The organism is Candidatus Litorirhabdus singularis, from assembly GCF_026262625.1.
GTDB lineage: Bacteria > Pseudomonadota > Gammaproteobacteria > Pseudomonadales > Halieaceae > Litorirhabdus > Litorirhabdus singularis.
Map to the genome: position 1 here is coordinate 85,327 of NZ_SHNN01000005.1, position 20,568 is coordinate 105,894.

18 protein-coding genes are annotated in these 20,568 nt (G+C 55.1%); 9 read left to right on the top strand and 9 right to left on the bottom strand.

Annotated features, from left to right (window positions below):
- Position 1: 1 nt before the first annotated feature.
- Both EYC98_RS19345 and EYC98_RS19350 read left to right on the top strand, forming a co-directional pair.
- Positions 2–1,726 (top strand): class I adenylate-forming enzyme family protein, encoded by a 1,725-nt coding sequence (locus EYC98_RS19345; protein ID WP_279247221.1) that lies wholly within the window; start codon positions 2–4, stop codon positions 1,724–1,726.
- Positions 1,727–1,739: 13 nt separating this feature from the next.
- Positions 1,740–2,990 carry an acyl-CoA dehydrogenase family protein gene (locus tag EYC98_RS19350; RefSeq protein ID WP_279247047.1) on the top strand — a complete coding sequence of 417 codons (1,251 nt, stop codon included), beginning with the start codon at positions 1,740–1,742 and terminating at the stop codon, positions 2,988–2,990.
- Positions 2,991–3,050: 60 nt separating this feature from the next.
- On the opposite strand, the gene lhgO is transcribed toward EYC98_RS19350, so the two are convergent.
- Together lhgO and EYC98_RS19360 are read right to left on the bottom strand one after the other, a co-directional pair.
- Positions 3,051–4,277: an L-2-hydroxyglutarate oxidase gene (gene lhgO, locus EYC98_RS19355; protein WP_279247048.1), complete on the bottom strand. Its 1,227-nt coding sequence runs from the start codon at positions 4,275–4,277 to the stop codon at positions 3,051–3,053.
- A gap of 5 nt (positions 4,278–4,282) precedes the next feature.
- Entirely contained in the window at positions 4,283–6,703 is a 2,421-nt protein-coding gene (locus EYC98_RS19360; protein WP_279247049.1) for a PEP/pyruvate-binding domain-containing protein, read from the bottom strand.
- Positions 6,704–6,879: 176 nt separating this feature from the next.
- Here EYC98_RS19360 and EYC98_RS19365 point away from each other — a divergent pair, with 176 nt between their 5' ends.
- The gene (locus EYC98_RS19365) at positions 6,880–7,680 is read left to right on the top strand and encodes a transglutaminase domain-containing protein (RefSeq protein WP_279247050.1); all 801 of its coding nucleotides are present in this window, start codon (positions 6,880–6,882) and stop codon (positions 7,678–7,680) included.
- An 88-nt stretch (positions 7,681–7,768) separates the two neighbouring features.
- Positions 7,769–8,533 carry a proteasome-type protease gene (locus tag EYC98_RS19370; protein ID WP_279247051.1) on the top strand — a complete coding sequence of 255 codons (765 nt, stop codon included), beginning with the start codon at positions 7,769–7,771 and terminating at the stop codon, positions 8,531–8,533.
- Here EYC98_RS19370 and EYC98_RS19375 read toward each other — a convergent pair.
- From EYC98_RS19375 to EYC98_RS19385, 3 genes are read right to left on the bottom strand one after another with little or no spacing between them, the layout of a single operon-like run.
- Complete coding sequence (locus tag EYC98_RS19375; RefSeq protein WP_279247052.1) at positions 8,523–9,563, bottom strand: zinc-binding metallopeptidase family protein; 1,041 nt, start codon at positions 9,561–9,563, stop codon at positions 8,523–8,525. The two genes, EYC98_RS19370 and EYC98_RS19375, sit on opposite strands and share 11 nt — an antisense overlap.
- A gap of 2 nt (positions 9,564–9,565) precedes the next feature.
- Complete coding sequence (locus EYC98_RS19380) at positions 9,566–10,495, bottom strand: alpha-E domain-containing protein (protein ID WP_279247053.1); 930 nt, start codon at positions 10,493–10,495, stop codon at positions 9,566–9,568.
- Positions 10,495–11,994, bottom strand: coding sequence for a circularly permuted type 2 ATP-grasp protein (locus EYC98_RS19385; protein WP_279247054.1), 1,500 nt, complete (start codon positions 11,992–11,994; stop codon positions 10,495–10,497). Before EYC98_RS19385 ends, EYC98_RS19380 begins: the two co-directional genes overlap by 1 nt.
- A gap of 287 nt (positions 11,995–12,281) precedes the next feature.
- Here EYC98_RS19385 and EYC98_RS19390 point away from each other — a divergent pair, with 287 nt between their 5' ends.
- The 4 genes from EYC98_RS19390 (at position 12,282) to EYC98_RS19405 (ending at position 16,039) form a co-directional block, all read left to right on the top strand.
- On the top strand, positions 12,282–12,746 hold the full coding sequence (locus EYC98_RS19390; RefSeq protein WP_279247055.1) for a MaoC family dehydratase: 465 nt from the start codon (positions 12,282–12,284) through the stop codon (positions 12,744–12,746).
- Between the two features lie 50 nt (positions 12,747–12,796).
- Positions 12,797–13,717: an SDR family NAD(P)-dependent oxidoreductase gene (locus EYC98_RS19395; RefSeq protein ID WP_279247056.1), complete on the top strand. Its 921-nt coding sequence runs from the start codon at positions 12,797–12,799 to the stop codon at positions 13,715–13,717.
- Positions 13,718–13,737: 20 nt separating this feature from the next.
- Entirely contained in the window at positions 13,738–14,916 is a 1,179-nt protein-coding gene (locus tag EYC98_RS19400) for an acetyl-CoA C-acyltransferase (RefSeq protein ID WP_279247057.1), read from the top strand.
- A gap of 145 nt (positions 14,917–15,061) precedes the next feature.
- Positions 15,062–16,039 (top strand): NADPH:quinone oxidoreductase family protein, encoded by a 978-nt coding sequence (locus EYC98_RS19405; protein ID WP_279247058.1) that lies wholly within the window; start codon positions 15,062–15,064, stop codon positions 16,037–16,039.
- 39 nt (positions 16,040–16,078) lie between these two features.
- On the opposite strand, the gene EYC98_RS19410 is transcribed toward EYC98_RS19405, so the two are convergent.
- Positions 16,079–16,333, bottom strand: a complete 255-nt coding sequence (locus EYC98_RS19410; RefSeq protein ID WP_279247059.1) for a CBU_0592 family membrane protein — start codon at positions 16,331–16,333, stop codon at positions 16,079–16,081.
- 6 nt (positions 16,334–16,339) lie between these two features.
- Entirely contained in the window at positions 16,340–17,140 is an 801-nt protein-coding gene (locus EYC98_RS19415) for an SDR family oxidoreductase (RefSeq protein WP_279247060.1), read from the bottom strand.
- 180 nt (positions 17,141–17,320) lie between these two features.
- Here EYC98_RS19415 and EYC98_RS19420 point away from each other — a divergent pair, with 180 nt between their 5' ends.
- Positions 17,321–18,148: an SDR family NAD(P)-dependent oxidoreductase gene (locus EYC98_RS19420; protein ID WP_279247061.1), complete on the top strand. Its 828-nt coding sequence runs from the start codon at positions 17,321–17,323 to the stop codon at positions 18,146–18,148.
- 50 nt (positions 18,149–18,198) lie between these two features.
- Here EYC98_RS19420 and EYC98_RS19425 read toward each other — a convergent pair whose 3' ends face one another.
- A complete protein-coding gene (locus EYC98_RS19425; RefSeq protein ID WP_279247062.1) occupies positions 18,199–19,395 on the bottom strand; it encodes an acyl-CoA dehydrogenase family protein in 1,197 nt (398 codons plus the stop codon).
- A 39-nt stretch (positions 19,396–19,434) separates the two neighbouring features.
- Positions 19,435–20,535 (bottom strand): acyl-CoA dehydrogenase family protein, encoded by a 1,101-nt coding sequence (locus tag EYC98_RS19430; protein ID WP_279247063.1) that lies wholly within the window; start codon positions 20,533–20,535, stop codon positions 19,435–19,437.
- Positions 20,536–20,568 lie beyond the last annotated feature (33 nt).

Consider the following 20,568-nt stretch of genomic DNA (forward strand, 5'->3'; position numbering starts at 1 on the left):
GATGGGCATCGAGGCGCTGCATAAATTGGAAGCCGTGGTCGCGGAACTGACTTCATCGGGTCAGCCGTTCGAGCTAGAAGATGTTGAAGTGCGTGGCGTGCATTATAGGCACTACAAAAAGCAGCCTGACAGTTTGGCCCAGTATTTCGCTGTGATGGCCAGGCACGACAACAAGGAATTTGTGGTCTGCCAGGATGAGCGCTATACCTATGGTGAGGCTTATCAGCAGGCTTCGCAGTTTGCTCATGTGTTGCTGCAAGACTATGGCGTCAAGCCGGGGGACAGGGTTGCGATTGCCATGCGCAATAATCCCCAGTGGATGTTTGCGTTTGTGGCTGCAGCCAGCATCGGCGCGATTGTCGTACCCATGAATGCCTGGTGGACGGGTGAAGAGCTTGAATACGGCTTGGAGGATTGCGGTGCCCATGTGGTGCTGGTCGATCCGGAGCGCGCTGGCCGCATGGAAACCTTTGTCGATCGCCTCAAACTACAGTTGGTAGGTGTGGGCGACTTCAGTGGATTGTCGCTGGCGGTGGAAGACTTTGCCGCGGCTTCGCAGCGGCACATTGATGCGACTATGCCCCAGGTAGAGATTGCCCCCGACGCTGATGCGACCATTATGTACACGTCCGGCTCGACCGGGCACCCCAAAGGGGCAGTGGCCACTCATCGCAGCATTATTGCCGCCATGTACAGTTGGCTGCTGCTGGGCAATGCCGGCAACATAGTCGCGGAACCTTCTTCGGAAGCTTCGCCAGAAGATAAGACAGATACCAAATTTCGCCCCTGTGCACTTATGACAGTGCCGCTGTTCCACGCAACCGGCAGCCACAGTCTGTTCATGCTGTCGGTCATTATTGGTCGTAAGATTGTGATGATGCACAAGTGGAATGTGCAGGAAGCTATGCGGCTGATTGAGGCGGAACGTGTAACCAACTTTAATGGTGTGCCGACGATGTCGGCCGAGCTGCAAACCGCAGCTCAACATTCACCTTATGACCTTTCCAGTCTGAAAGAGATATATTCAGGCGGTGCGGCGCGACCGCCCGATCAGGTCAAGAAAATTACCGACACCTTTAAACGCTCTAGTCCTGGCAGCGGCTACGGGCTAACCGAAACCAATGCGCTTGGAGCGGTTAACTCGGGAGCCTTCTACGCGGCTAACCCGCGCAGCACCGGGCGCACCGTACCAGCAGTGACAGACTTTCAGATTGTTGATGACAATGACCGGCCGCTGCCAATCGGAGAGCGTGGAGAGGTCTGCATTAAAAGCACGGCCAATGTTCGCGGTTATTGGAATAAGCCTGAGGCCACAGCACGCGCCTTCAAGGGAGAGTGGTTCCATAGCGGTGATGTAGGCTATATGGATGAGGATGGATTTCTCTATATAGTCGATCGGATCAAGGAAATAATTATCCGTGGCGGCGAGAATATCAGCTGTATTGAAGTTGAGGCCGCTATACATCTGCACGATGCAGTAGACGAAGTAGCTGTATTTGGATTGCCCGACGAGCGACTGGGTGAAGTGGTTGGCGCTGCAGTAGTAGTGCATGAAGGCATGCAGCTGACAGATATGGAGCTGCGCGAATACCTGGCCGGGCATTTGGCGGGTTTCAAGATTCCACAAAATATTTGGGTGTTGCGTGAAAAATTACCGCGCATCGCCTCAGGCAAGATTTTTAAGCGTCAGCTCAAGGCAGACTACACTGCACAGCTGCAGCAATAACAGGAGAGAGAGTATGGATCTGGGAGTAAGTGAACGGGTTAAACCCATATTGGCGCAGGTGGGTGAATTTATCGACAAGGAAATTATTCCGCTGGAACAGGAGTATCACGATGAGATAGGCACCGGTGATCGCTGGCAGTTCACTGATCGTCAGACTGAGATACTTGAGACCCTGAAAGACAAAGCCAAGGATGCCGGTCTGTGGAACTTTTTTCTCACTGAAGGGGCGCGCGGGTTTGGTCTGAATACAGTTGAGTACGCTTATCTGGCAGAAGAGATGGGCAAGTCGTATCTGGCTGCTGAAGTCTTTAACTGTGCGGCGCCAGACACAGGCAATATGGAAGTGTTGGAGAAGTACGGTAGTGAGGCACAAAAAGAGCAGTGGTTGGTGCCGTTGTTAGACGGGCGCATTCGTTCTTGCTTCGCGATGACTGAGCCTGATATCGCCTGTTCTGATGCGACCAATGTTAGCTCAAGTGCTGTATTAGATGGCGATGAGTGGGTTATCAACGGTGAGAAGCATTATGCTTCTGGTGCGGGAGACCCACGCTGCAAAATTTTGATTGTGATGGTCAAGACTGACCCGGATGCTGCAAAGCACGTCCAGCAATCGCAAATTTTGGTACCCATGGGTACGCCGGGCCTTGAAGTCTTGCGGCCGATGAACGTATTCTCAATGGATGACGCACCCCACGGTCACATGCATTTGAAATTTACCGATGTGCGTGTGCCCAAAGACAATATTATCCTCGGCGCTGGTCGTGGTTTTGAAATTTCTCAGGGTCGGCTTGGACCAGGTCGCATTCACCACTGTATGCGTGCTATTGGCGCTGCTGAGAAAGCGCTGGAATTACTGTGCAAGCGTTCACTGAGCCGTACGGCTTTCGGTAAGCCTTTGGCGCGTCTGGGCGGTAATATCGACATTATCGCTGATGCCCGTATGGACATAGAGCAAGCGCGTCTATTGACCTTGAAAACAGCCTGGATGATGGACAACGTCGATGCCAAGGAAGCACGTATCTGGATCTCTATGATCAAGACCGCTGTGCCTAATATCTCTATTCGAATCGTCGACGAAGCCATTCAGATGTTTGGTGCTCTTGGTGTGTCGCAGGATACACCACTGGCGGGTATGTATATGGCGCAGCGCACCTTGCGACTTGCTGACGGTCCCGATGCCGTGCATCGTATGGTCGTTGGACGGCATGAGCTCAAGCGCTACGGTGAGCAGAACGCGGTAAACGCGACGTTCCGTGATGGCTAAGACGCGCGCTGCAAAGCACGCGTTATCAGGGGGTCGGCTTTGCCGGCCCTTTTTTTTGCGCTAAATCGGGGTCGGCGTAACTATCTGTTCACAAATATACGCACCGATGGGAATCGCGGAAGTTGCAGCCGGGGAGGGCGCATTGCAAACATGCAGGCTGCGCGGCGTGCGCTCAAACAGGAAGTCGTGCACCAGGCTGCCGTCGCGCAGCACCGCCTGCGCCCTTACTCCTGCCGGATAAGGTTGTAGGTCCGCCAGCGTGAGCTGCGGGCAATACTTTCTCACTTGCTGTAAGTAACTGCGTTTGAACCAGGCGTTGCGCAGTTCTGCAATCCCTGGCCCTATATGTCCCGCCAGCAACTTCCAGAAGCCAGGAAACGCTAGCATAGCAGCGCTATCCTTGAGATTGAGATTGAATTTTCCGTAACCTTCACGCTTCCAGCCTAGCGCCGCATTGGGGCCCACGGTGATACTACCGTCTATCATGCGGGTCAAATGAATACCCAGAAACGGTAGCTGCGGATCTGGTACCGGATATATCAAGTGCTTCACAAGACCTTGCCGGTGCGGTGGTAGTCGATAGTATTCACCGCGGAACGGTATGATGCTGAACTTGGGCGTCAGACCCATTAATTCGCACAGTCGGTCTGCCATTAGACCGCCGCAGGAGATCAGAAAACGGGTTTGCAGTACGCGGCCGTTCCCTAGTTTTAGCATTACGTGATCCTTGGATTCCTCAATGGCAGTGACTTCTGAACTCAGTTGTAGGCTGCCGCTATAGCGTTCGAAGCGGCGCGCCATAGCGGCACAGATCTGGCGATAGTCAACAATCCCCGTCGCTGCAATGCGCAGTGCGCTTAGCCCGGAGAGCGTTGGCTCCAGCTGCTGCAACTGTTGCTGCTCTAACCATTCAACATTGAGTTGATTGTCCTTGGCACGCTGGAACAGCGCCCGCAAGCGCTCCAATTCGGTCAGATTGGTCGCCACCAGTAACTTTCCGCACTGTTCAAACGGAATGTTCTCTGACCTGCAAAATTCCACGGTAGCGTCGAGCCCACGGCGGCACAAGTCGGCCTTAAGACTGCCGGGTTCATAGTAGATGCCAGAATGAATGACGCCGCTATTGTGGCCGCTTTGGTGCTGGCCAATCTCGCGCTCCTTTTCCAGCAGCAAGATGCTGGCTTGTGGTTCGCGCTGTTGCAGCTGCCAAGCGGTGGAAAGGCCGACAATACCCGCACCAATCACGATGTAATCATGTTGTTCGGGATTGCCGTCAAGCGGCGGCATGCGGGTTAAACCGTCTCGTCGGCACTAGCCAGACGGGTGAGGACACCGTGGTCGGCATCCAGTCGAATCAAATCTCCGGTCTGGATAGCTTTGGTCGCCGTGCGCAAATTGACTATGGCAGGCAATCCGTATTCGCGGGCAATCACTGCGCCGTGAGAGACCGCGCTGCCGACGTCAGTCGCCAGCCCGGCGATTAAGCTGAAATACGGAGTCCAGCCAATATCGGTAATATGGGAAACCAGAATCTCGCCTGGTTGCAGTCCAGCAGCCTGCTCCAGGGTCAGAGCGACTCGCGCGCGTCCCTCGACCACGCCGCGGCTAACCGGGCGACCTACCAGCTGGTTAGCATCGGCAGTAGTCTGTTCTTGCAGTTCAATTGGCGAAGCGAAGCCAACGTGAATATCTTCGAATTCCAGGTGTTGTTGAAACTCTAGTGTCCGCCTTCGCAACACAGCACGCTCGGCTGCTTCAGGGTTAGGTGCGCGGCAGTAGTCGGCCAGTTCCTCTCGCGAAAAGAAATACACCAGGTCGGCGTCTTCCAGATGCCCCTCATTAACCAGCAGATCGCCTAGGTGGCGGTACCCTCGCTTAAGTCGATAAGTGGCTTCTACCAGCATTGATTTGGTTTCCTCTCGCTGGCGAATCGCTTTGTGGGCAGCAGGCAACAACTTTCGTAGCGCCAGGCTTAGCTGAGTCATATCTACGCTATTGGCTGCCTTGGGTCGGTAGGCACCGTTAAGGCGCGAGGCGATGGCTGCCTGCATGGTAGTAACAACTTGTTGTGGTTGTTCGCGCCAGGCTTTCTCGCGGACGCAGAGCTCCCGATAGCCACGATGTCCATGCTCGTCGAGGAATTTTCGAAAAGCGCTACCCGCAGCGGCGGCAGGCTCAGACTCTAACCATGCAAGACCCTCTTCGGTGCTGCATTTACGGAACCACTGTCCCTGTTCTGCATCAACGGCAATGAGGTCGACCACCTGATCGAGTTGCTGCAGCATGACTGCGCTTTCTACGTTCTCGGCGCCGGCCAGCAGGCGCGCAGCCTCACCTTGCAGAGCCGCGGCTTGCTCGGGGTTGGGGTTTTTTATCCCTCCCGAGACTATGCCCTGAATAACGCCCTCCATCAGGCCCGAATAGGCAGAGGAGCGCAGATGAACCTCGTCCGCCTCCAGCAGCCAGGGGAACTGGAGTTCCATCTCCTCCATCATTTGCAGGGAGCTGTCATGGAAAACGACGTTAAAGTTTTCAAAGCGGGTATAGAATTCCGCCAGCACTTTACTGGCGCGCAAGCAGTAGCGGAGGAATCTGACGCTACCCCACCAGCGTTGCGGCAGTGGTCTTTTGTCGAGGGGTTCTTGCAGCTCCGGTACGGGCCGGCCGCACAGAGTTTGTGCCATAACTTCGGCATTGGTCAGGGAGACATTGCGGGCGGCAGCCAAACCGCCGCTGAGATTGATAAACATGTGGCCATAAAACAGATTGATCTGAGTCCAATCCTGGGTAATGGCAGGGCGTCTGGCATAGCTCACGTGCATATGCTGCATCCCGTGTTCTATAGCCCGACCCTGAGTAGAAAAGGTCAGTGGACATACCGGCCCTGGCATCATTTCGCCGACATTGCAGCGGGTGATAACTGCGTCTGCTGCTATCGGTGTGTAATTGTCGTTCAGGTCAACGCCGAGTGTAGTGATAGGCCTGGCTTGCAGCCAGAACAGCTGGCCATCGGCGTCAAAGGCCCACTCCATATCCAGTGGCGCACCATGGCTAACGACCGCGGCACGAGCTTGCTCAGCCAGTGTCTTGATTTGAAGGGGAGAGAGTATGGGTTCTACGTCCACTAAATCGCTGAGAACCAGTTGATTGTCCCTGTCCAGCAAGTAGTGATCTGGGGTCTGCTCACCGCTCACCAGAGCCTCACCGAGCCCGGTTACTGCATCGATGACCATGCGATCATGGCGGCCTGTGACCGGGTCAGCGCTGAATAAAACCCCGGCGCTGGCTGCTGCCACCATCTGTTGCACCACCACGCACATCCGAACATCGCCCAGCTGCGCCTGATCTTCATTGTAAGCATCGGCGCGCTCGGAGTGCAGGGAGTCAACGCAGCGTGTAATTGCTTGTCGCAGATCGGCTTCGCCCTCTACGTCCAAAACGGTTTCATACTGCCCCGCGAAGGAGGCCTGATCGCCGTCTTCGCCAAGCGCCGACGAACGCACTGCGACACGGCCACCGCCAAGCTCAGCATAGGCGTGATCCAGATTCAGCGGAAAACGGGTGCCCTCGGCATTCACAATAACGAACGCTTGCGGTACTTGGAGGCCCATAGCAACAAGCTCAGCTAGCCCACGGGCCTTGCCGCCGACGGCTTCATCGGAGATGTTCTCGATACTGATTATGTGGGGTTGGTCGTGCGAGTTAGCGAGCAACTTATTCTACCGGTAGCTATGACAGGGGTAGTTTACCGAGATTCACCCTGACGCGGCAGTCCCATAATGGATCATGAATGAATTGGCGGACGTTAGTTTAAAAGTATATGGTAGCCGTTCTTTTGACCTCCGGCTGTGGTTGCACCACGCTGGACCAGCCGGGACCCCTAACGCTTATGAATGACGTGTGGTTGCGAGCCAGTTGTGAACTCTCATTTCATGTGACGGCGCCTACTGCGATGGTGTTTATGCTGCGTCCGCGCAGTGATGCTCGGCAGTGGGTAGCTTCAGAGAAGTACCAGCTGGAACCCGCCTTGCGGGTTGATGAGTACACGGACAGTTTCTCCAATTTGTGCCAGCGGTTGATTGCTCCGGTGGGCGATTTCTATATTTCTACCGAGGCGGAGGTTTTGGTTGCGCCGACGCCGCCAGGCGATACCACTGCGGGTTTTGATGACGTCTCCAACCTGCCACAGGACGTATACTCTTATCTGCTACCCAGCCGTTACTGTGAGTCTGATCGTTTTGGAGCAATGGCTCAGGAGCTGGTTATCGGCTGTGTACCCGGCTACGGTCAGGTGCAGGCAATTGTGGCCTGGGTACAGGAAAATATTGCCTATGTGCCGCTGAGCAGTACCTATCCCGTGTCCGCGGTTGAGGTAAATGCGCGTCGTGAAGGTGTGTGTCGAGATCTGGCCCAGGTCTGTATCGCCCTCTGTCGGGCCCTGTGTATTCCAGCGCGGCTGGTAGTGGGGTATTTACACCAACTGGAGCCCATGGATGTGCATGCCTGGTTCGAGGTTTATGTTGGGGGCCGCTGGCACACGTTTGATCCAACCTGTAATCCAGAGCTGGATGCGCGCATTGCTATAGCACAAGGCCGGGATGCGGCGGATGTGGCGCTGTACAATCAGTTTGGCCCGCTGCTGCTGCCACAGCGTATGGAGGTAACAGTGGAACGCGTGGAACACAAGTAAATGAGGTTTTTTTATCTGATTCCTTCCCGCTCGGAAACCTGCTAAGTTGTCCTCTTCCAGCTTAGGCTGAGCGAATCAAAGACTCTATATGACCTACTGCGTTGCTATTGCCACCGATGATGGCCTGGTATTTTGTTCCGACTCCCGCACCAATGCAGGACCAGATGTTCTGTCCTCTTACAGCAAGATGCATGTCTATAACCTGGACAAAGACCGCATGGTGGTGGTGCTGAGTGCCGGCAATTTGGCCACTACACAAGCGGTTATCAGCCATTTGGATAACGATCTGGAACTAGAGGACGGAGACTCTCTGCACAGCTGCAAAAAAATGACTGACGTTGCTAAATATGTGGCCCGCGTTAGCCGTGAACAGCAAGAGCAAGCCAAGGACTCCACCGGCAATGCTGAAATTAACACCTCCGCCACTTTTATCGTGGGTGGTCAGATCCGTGGCTGTGATCCTGCTATTTACCTGATTTACTCGGCAGGTAATTATATTTCGGTGTCAGATGAGACGTCGTATCTGCAGATTGGTGAAAGTAAGTACGGTAAACCGATTCTGGATCGCATTTTGGGTCCAGGTACCGGGCTGGAGGATGCAGCTCGTTGCGCCCTGGTATCAATGGACTCTACCATTGCTGCCAACGCCACGGTGGGCCCACCGATTGAGGTGTTGGTCTACGAAAACGATACTTTCGAAAGTGATCACTACATCAAGCTGGCCGCTGAGGACTCCTATCTGCTGAGTCTGCGCCGCAGTTGGAGTGAAGTGATTCAAAGCGCGTTCCGCGAGCTGCCGCAGTTTGAGTGGGAAAAGCGCTCGGCCCCAGTATTGCAAGCCATCACTGATTAACGCTAGCCGCAGTTCTTCCTGCGCTGATGGCGGCGTGCACATATTCCAGCTTCGCTGCCACATTCTCTGAAATCACAAACGGATAGGGGTCGCCGACGCCAAGACTTCGGTTGACCTCGTTCAGGCTCAGAATCAAAGTACCCCAGGCATCGAGCTGGTCGTTCAGTGTTAGCTGACGCACGTCGTTGTCTAGCAGGCCGTGGTGGTAGGCGGTTTCCAGTGTGTCTTGCAGGTGCAAGTAATGCGCAAAGCATTCGGCCCAGTCTTCCATGGCATGGCTGCTGGCATAGGCGCTGATATAGTTGTGTTGCCAGTTGTTAGGCGGGCCCGACTGGTAGTAGGCACCCATCGTCGTGTTGTAATCCAGATTGGGGTCGCCAAATAGCTGCTGAAATGCCCCGCTGTCCGTGACCAGCTGCAGAAAGAAATAGTGACCCGCCTCATGTCTGAAATGACCGAGCAGGGTGCGGTAGCGTTCACCGTTGAGTTCGCGCTGTTGGACTCTGCCCACTTCATCCGCTTCCATGATATTGATAGTGATGACGCCATTTTTATGGCCGGTGCTTACAAAATGTTCCAGCACATCAGGGTGACTGCGCTTATCCTCCATGAATTCAAAACGCATGGGCCCAGCGCGATTGGTTTCGGCGCGCTGCGGTTGCAGACCCAGCTCGGATAGCCCACTGATCATGCGCCGCTTCGCCGCTTCCAGGCGCTTCCAGGCAAGCAGATTTTGTGGTCGCTGCTCTACGATAGGTACAATCAGGTTGAGTCGACAGGTGGAGCATAGCGTATCTGCTGCTGCACTTGTCGAATGCGCAACTGCACCGTTGCATACTTGATGCTCGCTGCGGTTGCGACACAGCGAATAGACCGCGCCGCTGGCATCTACCCATTCACCCTTGGCGCCGCTTTGCAGAGACAGCATCTGCCGCTGCATGGGTTCGTAGGCGAGGGTGCGGCCACACTGGATGCAGTCGGTGTTATCGCAAAAAATAGTCTGTCCGCAGCTACAGGAGAATGGCTTCAAGGCTATTGGTCCGGGCTGAGCCAGGTTTCTGTAATAATGCCGCCGATCGCCTGCAGGTGCAGCTGCATGTCATCGATAAACTGATGTAAGTCGTCTCCGGCCAGCTCACTGCAGTCAGTAGCATCTAACTCGGCCAACACTGAGCGCAGCAATTTCAAAGCTCGACCGCTGCGCGGTAACAGCTTCATGCTGGATTCGACCTCTCGCAGGCAATAACCCAAAGCTCGTGGAAACTCGTTACTGGCCAGTAAAAACTCGACGACGTCTGGCGGATTAACGCGTGCCCGTACCCCGAGTCGATAGCTTTGGTAAGCACTGAGTGAACGCAATACGCTGATCCACAACATGTTTTGGTAGGGCAGGCCTTCATCGCTCATGCTAGTGAGGTCTGCCGATGCGACATCGATTATGCGAGTCGTCATATCGGCGCGTTCCAGTGCGCTACCCATGCGTACGAATTGATAGGCGGCGTCGTGATTCATGGTGCCAGACAGGTTGCCCGAAATCTGTTGGCAGGTGTTGATGACCCCGTTGAGTACCGCGTGCCGCGAGCCCTTGGCTAAGGGTTTGTTGGAGCGTCTGGCAACACTGAGATAGAGGCTGTTGACCTGTACCCAGGTTTCGCTGGGCATGATTTCCCGCGTGGTACGCATGTTTTCCCGGGCGGCGGTGAGGGCGCTGATGATGGACGAAGGATTACCGCGTTCGCTGAAGGCGAAGCTGACGATATTTTTCTCGTTGGCGACGCCCGGTGTTTGCGCAAAGGTGGACTGTGCCCCTAGCACTTCCAGTAACCGGTCCCAGCCGGGCTGGGCTTTGCGGGGCATATCCAATGAGGACTGGTGCCAGACCAGAATCAGGCGCGCGGTGTCCTCTGCGCGCTCCAGGTAACGTGCCAGCCAGTATAAACGCTCTGCGACTCTTGAAAGCATCAGTTGGCCTCCGTGTCGAGTATCCAGGTGTCTTTACTGCCGCCACCCTGTGATGAATTAACCACCAGAGAGCCCTTACGCAACGCGACCCGTGTCAGTCCGCCGGCAGTGACGTAATGGTTCTTGCCTTGCAGCACAAACGGTCTCAGGTCCAGATGTCGCGGTTGCAGGCTATTGCCACACAGTGTCGGTGCGGTGGACAGTGCCAGTGCAGGCTGGGCCATATAATTTCGCGGGTTCTTCTTGATGAGCGCGGTAAATTCCTGGCGTTCCTTTTTGGTGGATGCCGGACCTATCAACATACCGTAGCCGCCAGATTCATTGGCGGGCTTAACCACCATGTTTTCGAGATTTGCCAGTACATGCTGCTGATGTTGCTTGTTAACGCATAGATAGGAAGGCACGTTCGGGATCAAGGGGTCCTGATCGAGGTAGTATTTGATGATGGCGGGCACATAGGTATAGATGATCTTGTCATCGGCGACGCCAGAACCAGGCGCGTTTGCCAGCCCGACATTGCCCTTGCGCCAGGCGCGAAACAGGCCGGCGGTTCCCAGCATGGAGTCCGGGTTAAATACCTCGGGGTCGAGGAAGTCGTCGTTCACGCGCCGATAAATAACGTCGACCTGCTCCAGACCACGGATGGTGCGCATATGCACTTTATCGTGCTTATCGACCACAAGGTCGGGTCCTTCCACCAACTCTGCGCCCATGCGCTGCGCCAGGTAAGCGTGTTCGAAGTAGGCTGAATTGAACACGCCCGGTGTCATGACAACTATTTCAGGGCTGTCGCTTTTTCTGGGTGAGAGGGATGCCAACATTTCGAACAGTTGGGAGGGGTAGTCGTCGACGGGCTGGATGGCACTGTTTTCGAACAGCTGCGGCAGTATTCTTTTAGAAATGGCGCGGTTCTCCAACATATAGGAAACACCCGACGGCACGCGCAGGTTATCTTCCAGCACATACATGGTGCCGTCGCCGTCGCGCACCAGATCCGAGCCACATATATGGGACCAGACGCGGTGTGGAGGTTTGGCACCCATGCAAGCCTCGAGAAAATCTGGTGAGCTGAGGATGAGCTCTTTGGGGACTACGCCGTCTTTGAGAATTTGCTGTTTGTTGTAGATATCATCAATGAACATATTTAGCGCCGTTAAACGCTGGATGAGTCCAGCCTCCAGGCCCTTCCATTCGCGGAGTGCGATAATGCGTGGAATGATATCCATGGGCCAGGCGCGGTCGATATTTTCACCGTCGCTGTAAACGGTAAAGCTGATGCCCATTTCTTTAATCGCCAGATCAGCCGCCTGTTGACGTGAAATTAGCCGCTTGGCAGACATTTTTCGGATATAGGCAACCAAGCCCCGCGCCGCGGCACGGCCGTTGCCCGGTGAGCTGATGATTTCGTCGTAGAATTCACCCGGGTCGTAGTCACTCCAGTCATAGCCCGTGGTGGGGCGTTGGTAGGGGGTGGGAGCCTTGATCCGTGAGCCTGCCATGAATGCAGAGCCTCGTAGTAATGAAAGTCAAAGAAGTCTATCAGCTCTGGCGCTAAACCATAACCTGCGTGAGGCGGAGAAGCCCGCGTAAAACCTGACTCGCGCGCGAGCCCATCGCCCCTCCACAGTTGCTTCTGGGGGTTGGTTACGCAGGCTCAGCAGGCACTGGAAATACTTGAAAGTGCGGAATACATACTGTATGTTCAAATTCCTTTTTTTGGGCCAATCTGGACGTGTGCGTTTGCAGGGGCTCAATTCAGATCAATCAACTCTCACAGGAGATAAGCATGGGCTTTCAAATTGTGCCGCAAGAAGAATTCACTAATTACATTGGAACTGTTCTGGAGCCAGGTGATTGGTTTGAGATCGGCCAGGAGCGGATCAACGAGTTTGCCGAATGCACTGAGGATCGACAGTTCATTCACATAGACGAAGAGAAGGCTAAAGATACACCTTTTGGTGGCACTATCGCCCACGGTTTTCTGACGCTGTCGATGCTGTCTCACATCGCGACACAAAACGGTATTACGCCCGAAGGTGTGGTGATGGGTATTAACTATGGCTTTGATAAAGTGCGCTTTCTGGCTCCTGTGCGCGCGGGCAAGCGAGTGCGAGCGCATGTGACTATTCAGGATATTACGCTCAAGGACGGCGGACGCTATTTGGTCAAGCAGGCTATCAGTGTTGAAATCGAGGGAGAAGAAACTCCTGCGCTGGTTGCTGAGTGGTTGTCTATGGTAGCTACGGCCTGATTCAGGCGGACTACACTTACTAATTTTGACGGGAAAGGAAAGGTGGAACTATGAGTATTCGTTATGACGGCAAGGTAGCTATTGTTACTGGTTCTGGACAGGGTCTTGGACGTTGTCACGCCATTGAGTTGGCCAAGCGCGGCGCAAAAGTAGTGGTTAATGATTTGGGCGGCGCTGCCGATGGTACAGGTGGTTCTAGTGAAGCCGCCAAAGCCGTGGTTGCTGAGATTGAAGCGGCCGGTGGTGAAGCTATCGCCAATGGTGCAAACGTTGCCAAGTATGATGAAGTAGAAGCCATGGTCAAGGCTGCCATGGATCAGTGGGGCCGCGTCGATATTCTGGTTAACAACGCCGGTATTCTGCGTGATAAGAGTTTTGCCAAGGGCAGTCTTGATGATTTCCGCATGGTTCTGGACGTGCACCTGATGGGCAGTATCAATTGCACCAAGGCGGTGTGGGACATTATGCGTGATCAGGCCTACGGTCGTATTGTGATGACCACTTCTTCGTCCGGTTTGTACGGTAACTTTGGTCAGACGAACTATGGCTCGGCGAAGATGGGCGTGATAGGTGCGATGAATACACTGTCGCAGGAAGGCGCCAAGTACAATATTAAGGTCAATGCGCTGGCACCGACTGCCGGTACGCGGATGACTGAGGGCCTGATTCCGGAAGCAGCCTTCGATCTGCTGACGCCAGAAACTGTAACCCCGGCAGTGCTCTATATGGTGAGTGAAGACGCCCCCGCGCGGACCGTGATTGCGGCCGGTGCAGGCTGTTACTCAGTGGTCAAGATTCATGAGACGCAAGGTGCGTATCTCGCTCCCGAAGACCAATCGCCAGAAGGGATTGCTGCCAACTGGGATGCTATCTGCAACACCGAGGGTGAAGCGATACCGCAGGCGGGCTTTGAGCAAACCGTCAAGTTTACCGGTATGGCCGCCGCAGGCCTGGGTATTGAACTCAAATAACCTAGCACAGGAGAAATGATATGAGTGACGCAGTAATTGTAGCAACGGCCCGTACCCCGATCGCAAAAGCTTATCGGGGCGGTTTTAATAATCTCGGTGGTGCCAGCTTGGGTGCGGCATCCGTTGCCGAAGCGGTTAAGCGGGCCGGTATTGATCCGGGGCAAATCGACGATTGTATTATGGGTTGTGCCTTACAGCAGGGCGCCACGGGTGCCAACGTTGCACGCCAGATTGCTCTGCGTGCTGGCTTGCCAGTTACGGTCAGTGGTATGACCATTGATCGTCAGTGCTCCTCGGGCCTGATGGCAGTCGCAACCGCAGCCAAGCAGATCAAGGAAGACGGCATGAGCGCGATTGTTGCCGGTGGTCTGGAAGCGATTAGTCTGGTGCAGAATGAGCATATGAATTTGCACCGCATGGTGGACGCGGACCTGATGTCGATGCACCCCAATATTCATATGGCGATGCTGGATACAGCGGAGAATGTAGCCCAGCGCTATAACGTCTCACGTGACCAGCAGGATGAGTACGGGTTTCAATCTCAGCAGCGCACGGCAGCGGCTTATGAAGCTGGTCGCTACGCAGACGAGCTGGTTGACGTGACTTGCACGCGTACGGTTTGGAACAAAGAAACTGGCGAAGCCTCAGAGGTTGAAGCCACAGTTTCAGCGGACGAGGGTATTCGCGCGACTACCGCCGAAGGCCTTGCTGGTCTGAAGACGGTACGTGAGGGTGGCACCATAACAGCGGGTAACGCCTCTCAGTTGTCTGACGGGTCTTCTGCGCAAGTGGTTATGGACGCCAAGCTGGCAGAGCAGCAGGGCCTGGAGCCGCTGGGTATTTATCGAGGTTTGTCGGTAGCCGGCTGTGAACCTGACGAAATGGGTATTGGCCCAGTGTTTGCGGTTCCCAAATTGCTCAAGGCCAATGGCCTGTCGGTCGATGATATCGGTCTGTGGGAGCTGAACGAAGCTTTTGCCTGCCAGGTGATTCATTGTCGCGATGTGCTGGGTATCGACAATGACAAGCTGAATGTTAATGGCGGTGCCATCTCGATTGGTCACCCTTATGGCATGAGTGGTTCACGCATGATTGGTCACGCCTTGATTGAAGGTAAGCGCCGCGGCGTCAAGTATGTGGTAATCACCATGTGTGTTGGCGGTGGTATGGGTGCTGCGGGCTTGTTCGAGGTCTGCTAAACCGGTCTGTTTAGTTACGCTAGTTGACGGCGCCTGCGGGCGCCGTTTTTCTATAGGTACACCACGGCGCGATGCTAGCGGTCGTGTTAAAGATTTTATTGAAGGGTTCATCATTTACGCGAACATCAAATAAGGAGCAGCAGTAATGCGCGCATTGGTATGTAAAGAGTTGGGTCTGCCCGACAAGTTGAGTCTGGAGCAGGACTGGCCGCTACCCGAGCTGGGTGAGCACGACGTACAAATCGGAGTCAAGGCGGCGGGGCTCAACTTTCCCGATGTGTTGATCATTCAGGGTAAGTATCAGATTCAGCCTGAGCTGCCTTTTATTCCAGGCGGTGAGGCCGCGGGGGTGGTGACCGCGATCGGTTCAGCTGTAACTCGCTTTGCGGTGGGTGACGAAGTGCTGTCGATGGGTGCGGCTGGTGGCTTTTGCGAGTCGATGGTTACCAGTGAATTTGCCGTTTTCAAGAAGCCCAAGAGCTTGAGCTTTGAGCAGGCGGCGGGAATTTCGATTACCTATTTTACGTCTTACTACGCGCTCAAACAGCGCGCCAACTTGCAGGCGGGGGAAACCCTGTTAGTGCTGGGAGCGGCCGGCGGTGTTGGCACTACTGCAGTTGAAATTGGCAAGCTGATGGGGGCACGCGTTATCGCTGCGGCTAGCAGCGACGAGAAACTTGAGCTGTGCCGCCAACTAGGTGCTGACGAAGTGATCAACTATAGCACTGAGTCATTGAAGGACCGGGTCAAGGAGCTGACCGGTGGCAAGGGCGCGGACGTTGTTTACGATCCAGTGGGTGGCGACTTCAGTGAGCCCGCCTTGCGCGCAATCGCCTGGAATGGCCGTTTTCTAGTTATCGGTTTTGCGGCGGGCCCTATTCCGCAGATCCCGCTCAATCTGGCCCTGCTCAAAGGTTGTTCTATAGTCGGGGTTTTCTGGGGGCGATTCTCAGGCGAGGAGCCGGAGTGCAATGCCAGCAATATCGCTGAACTCTGGGAGCTTTTCGAAGCGGGTAAGCTAGCACCGGTGGTGACTGAAACTTACCCTATCGAGCGCTTTGAAGAGGCGTTTAACTGCATGCTTGAGCGGCGGGCCCGCGGTAAGGTTATTATGACCTTCTAATGGCTCGTCTGGCGGCGGATGCCGCATAGCCAAATGACTTTACTGGCTAGCGCGGCGTCCCAGCCACTTCCAAAGCCCCAGCAGGGAGGCGCTGATCCAGAAGATCTCAATCACAAAGCTGGCGAGGTTAAAGGTATAGGTGAGGCTGGTCAGTAGCAGACCAGCGCCAGCCAGGTTGATCAGGTTGTAGCTGAGCCCCTTGGGGTCAAGGCGCTCTAACTGCAGCAGGAAATAGGCCAGCACCACCAAGGCGGTGCCGGTTAAACCGATGATATCGCTGAACAGCGTTGCCATGTCTACTTACCCGACAAAGCTGGAAAAGTCGGGCCCGCGGCGCAGCCCGTGGCCACCGTCAACATTGATACATTGCCCGGTAATCCAGCGTGATTCCGGCCCGATCAAAAAACGTGCCAATTCACCCACATCTTCTGGGTGGCCGACGTCATTCATCGGCGTGTTTTCGATGTAGCTCTGGTACACCTCGCTGTCGCGGGGAATCCCGTCCATGATTTCAGTGGCAATGAAGCCTGGCCTAATGGCGTTGAAGCGCAGGTTGTCCTTACCGTATTCGTCGGCCGCATTGCGCATCATGGCCTCAATGCCGGCTTTGCCAGCGCAGTAGGCGTGAAAGTACGGATGGGTAATATGGCCAGCCAGCGATGACATGCCGACAAACGAGCCGCCGCCCTGTTCGATCATGGGCCCAATGCTGTGCTTCATGCACAGCATGGTGCCCAACACATTGAGGTTCAGCACGCGCATGAATTCATCAGTATCCAGTTTGCCGTAGGGCATGGGCATACCGCCGCCCCCAGCATTGGCGATCACGCCATTGCAACCGCCGGTGGCAGCGGACGTCGTGGTAATCATTTGTATAACGTCATCTTCATTGGTGACATCGCCAGCGTGATATTGAATCTTCCCCTCGCCCTGTAGATTGGCGTTAATCTCATCTGCGGCAGCTTGCAGGTTGGCCTCAGTGCGGCCGGTAATAGTGACCACGGCGCCGTCGGCTGCCAGTCTGGCTGCACAAGCTTTACCGATGCCAGTGCCGCCGCCGGTGACCAGATAAGCTTTGCCGCTCAAAATTTGATTGGACATGGGTTAACTCCGAAATTTGAGTGAGCGCACAGTTTACCGACCCTTAACAAGCATGCAATGCAGTCGGGCCAGCATATTGAACGCAGGCCCCGATAGTCTGCCTCGGCGACTACAATCTTTAGAGACGCTGACTGTGGCCTCCTGTCATACTTGTGGGCTTCACTCCAAAGGATCCACCTTATGCAACAGATTGAGGGCAGAGTAGCGGTGGTCACCGGCGCTGGCAGTGGTATCGGACGGGCAGTCAGTCTGGAGCTGGCCGCCTGTGGCGCCGATGTGGCGCTAGTGGATGTAAGTGAGTCACGCTTACAGGAGGTATTGAAGGATATTGAGGCACTGGGGCGGCATGCGACCTTGCATACCATAGACGTTTCGGATCGAGAGCAGATGCAGGCACTGCCGGAACAGGTGATTGCCCTGCACGGCGCAGTGCATATTCTGGTCAACAATGCCGGGGTGTCGGTGAACCTGCCGTTTGCAGAGCAGTCCCTGGAGGACCTTGAGTGGATCAGTGGTATCAATTACTGGGGGGTCATGTATGGCTGCAAGTACTTCCTGCCCTATCTGCAGCAGCAGGATGAGGCGCATATCGTCAATATGTCCAGTTCCGCCGGGCTGACCGGAATGGCAGGGCAGAGCTCATATGCGGCCACCAAATTTGCCGTGCGTGGACTGAGTGAATCGCTGTATGTGGAGTTAGCGGCCACCAATGTGGGTATTACCTGCGTGCATCCCGGTGCGGTAGCGACCAATATTGTGGCGGATGCGCGCATGGAGGCTGACCATAAGGCCAAGATGCTGAAGATGTTTCATTTGGCGATGCCGCCCGAAAAGGCTGCACGTCTGATTGTTAAAGCTATTCGGCGGCAGCGTTTCAAACTGGTGTTCTGTGTCGAGTCACGCGTGCTGGATTTTATGAAGCGGATATTGCCGGTGTCTACATTAAGGCTGATGCGATGGTTTAAGCGCCGGCAGCCTGCCGTTTCCGACCAGGTCCAAACTCAATAGAGCCGTGGCGAACAGGCCCTGACCGGGCCTATTCGGCGGAGCTGGTGGACTTACTTCAGTTCAGAAGAAGATTTGCCCAGAACCCGGCGCGCCACAATCAGCTGCTGGATTTGCTGGGTGCCTTCAAAGATATCCAGAATTTTTGAATCGCGAGCAAACTTTTCTAACAATTCGTTCTCTGAATAACCCAAACTGCTGCACAGTTCGACACACTTGAGAGTCACTGCGTTGCCCATACGACCGGCCTTGGCCTTACACATGGAGGCTTCTTTGGAGTTTGGTTGCTTGTTGTCGGCCATCCAGGCAGCGCGCTGCACCAGCAGTCGGGCTGCACTCCACTCGGCTTCCATACGGTACAGTTCGGCTTCAATTGCGGTGCTGTTGATCGGCATTTTGTCAAAGCGAAGTTCAATATTTTCCTTCCCCAGCAGTTCCCGGGTCAGGTCCAGTGCAGCCCGACCTACGCCTATGGCCATGGCAGCGACCGGCGGACGAGTGTTGTCGAAGGTCTGCATGACACCACCAAAGGCCTTTTTACGTTCTTCGGCATTCTTCGCGACTTCGGGGTTGCCCAGGATATTGCTCTTGGGAATGCGGCAGTCGCTGAAGGTGATCGCTGCGGTGTCTGAGGCGCGAATGCCCATTTTGTGCTCGAGTCGCGTTACCTCGCAGCCAGGCGTGCCTTTTTCTACCAGAAACGATTTGATGGCTGCTTTGCCCATTGACTTGTCCAAGGTGGCCCACACTACGACAACGTCACAGCGACCACCGTCAGTCACGTAAATCTTCTCGCCGTTAAGCACCCATTCATCGCCGTCCAGTACCGCGGTGGTGGAGATATTGGCGGAGTCTGAACCGGCGCCAGGTTCGGTGATGGCCATGGCGGCAAAGCGCCCGCCAAATTTTTCCAGCTGCTCGGGAGTGGCAACGGCACTGATAGCCGCGTTACCCAAACCGCGCCCAGGCATGGAGAGCATCAGCCCAACATCGCCCCAGCACATGGCTTCATAGGCGGTAACCGCCATCATATTGCCACCGTTCTTGATGCCAGTATCGGAGCCGCCACCCTTGGCAGCGGCCACTGGACGATCCTGAGCCAGCAGCTTGGCTACTTCTTCCATTTCTACCGGCGTGGTGTGTTCTTCAGTGTCGTATTTGCGAGAATAAGGCCGCATCATATGTTCAGCCATCATCTTCAGGTTGTTGTAGTTTTCCTGCTGCTTGCTGTTCAGTTCCAGATTAATCATCTCGGTATCCTCATGTTTCTATCTGTATCCGGGTTCTGTTTAGACGCTGGCTGCGCCTTCAAGAATGCCAATGGCGCGCAGGTTGCGATACCACATTTCTACCGGGTGCTCGCGGCAGAAACCGTGGCCTCCCAGCAGTTGCACACCGTCTGTACCAATCTTCATGCCGTGCTCTGCGCAAAAAACTTTTGCGAGGTAGGCTTGCTCATGAAAATCTTCACCACGTTCAGCGGTGGCTGCAGCGCGCCAGGTCATCAGCCGCATGGCGTCCAGCTCGATGGCAATATCAGCAATCATGAAAGCCACTGACTGGCGGTTGGTGATGGGCTCACCAAAGGCTTCGCGCTCATTACAGTATTCGACCACGTAATCCAGTACCGCCTGCCCGGTGCCAACGGCCAGTGCACAGATGCCGATGCGGGAAAGATCCACAAAACGTTGTAAATCGAAGCTCTCGCCGAGTCGAGCGTCGGCGTCCACGCGTACGTCGGTGAACGTCAGCGTGGCTAGCTCCAGTGTTCGTAAACCCATATTGCGCTCTGCGGTGCTGGCCAGACCGTTAGCATCGCCCGCAACAATAAAAGCGGCAGGGCCCTCGCCTTCCAATTCAGCGATAACCATAATCAGTTCAGCGCTGGCTCCCAGCGGTACCATGCTCTTGACGCCGTTAATAACGTAGCTGTCACCGTCCCGGCTCGCCGCAGTGTGCAATTGGGTGGGTTCGAACGTGGCGCGCGGCTCGGTAAAGGCAATGGTGGCCGCTGCGAAGGTTTCACCGCAGAATAGCGGGAGATATTTTTCCTGTTGGGCCTGGTTACCCTGATCTATCAGCGTGTTCACAAAAGCCAGCGGTGTAATGCTGCCCAGTGCCATTCCCATATCGCCGGTGGCGAGATCTTCTGCATTGAGGGCGTTGGAAATGGGGGAGCGCGCGACACCGGCGCCGCCCAGGGCTTCGGGAATTGGCATCAGAGCCAGTCCCAGTTCCAGGCTGCGCTCGAAAAAATCAGCCGGTGTTGCTGCGGCTTCATCTGAGTCACGGGCGACGGCGGTCATTTCTGCAGCGGCAAAGCGTTGCACCGACTCGCGGGTCATGCGCTGTTCGTCAGTTAGCGTTAGGTCAAACAATAGCTCACTCATATCTGTCTCCTGTGAGTGCCAATGTATTAGGGG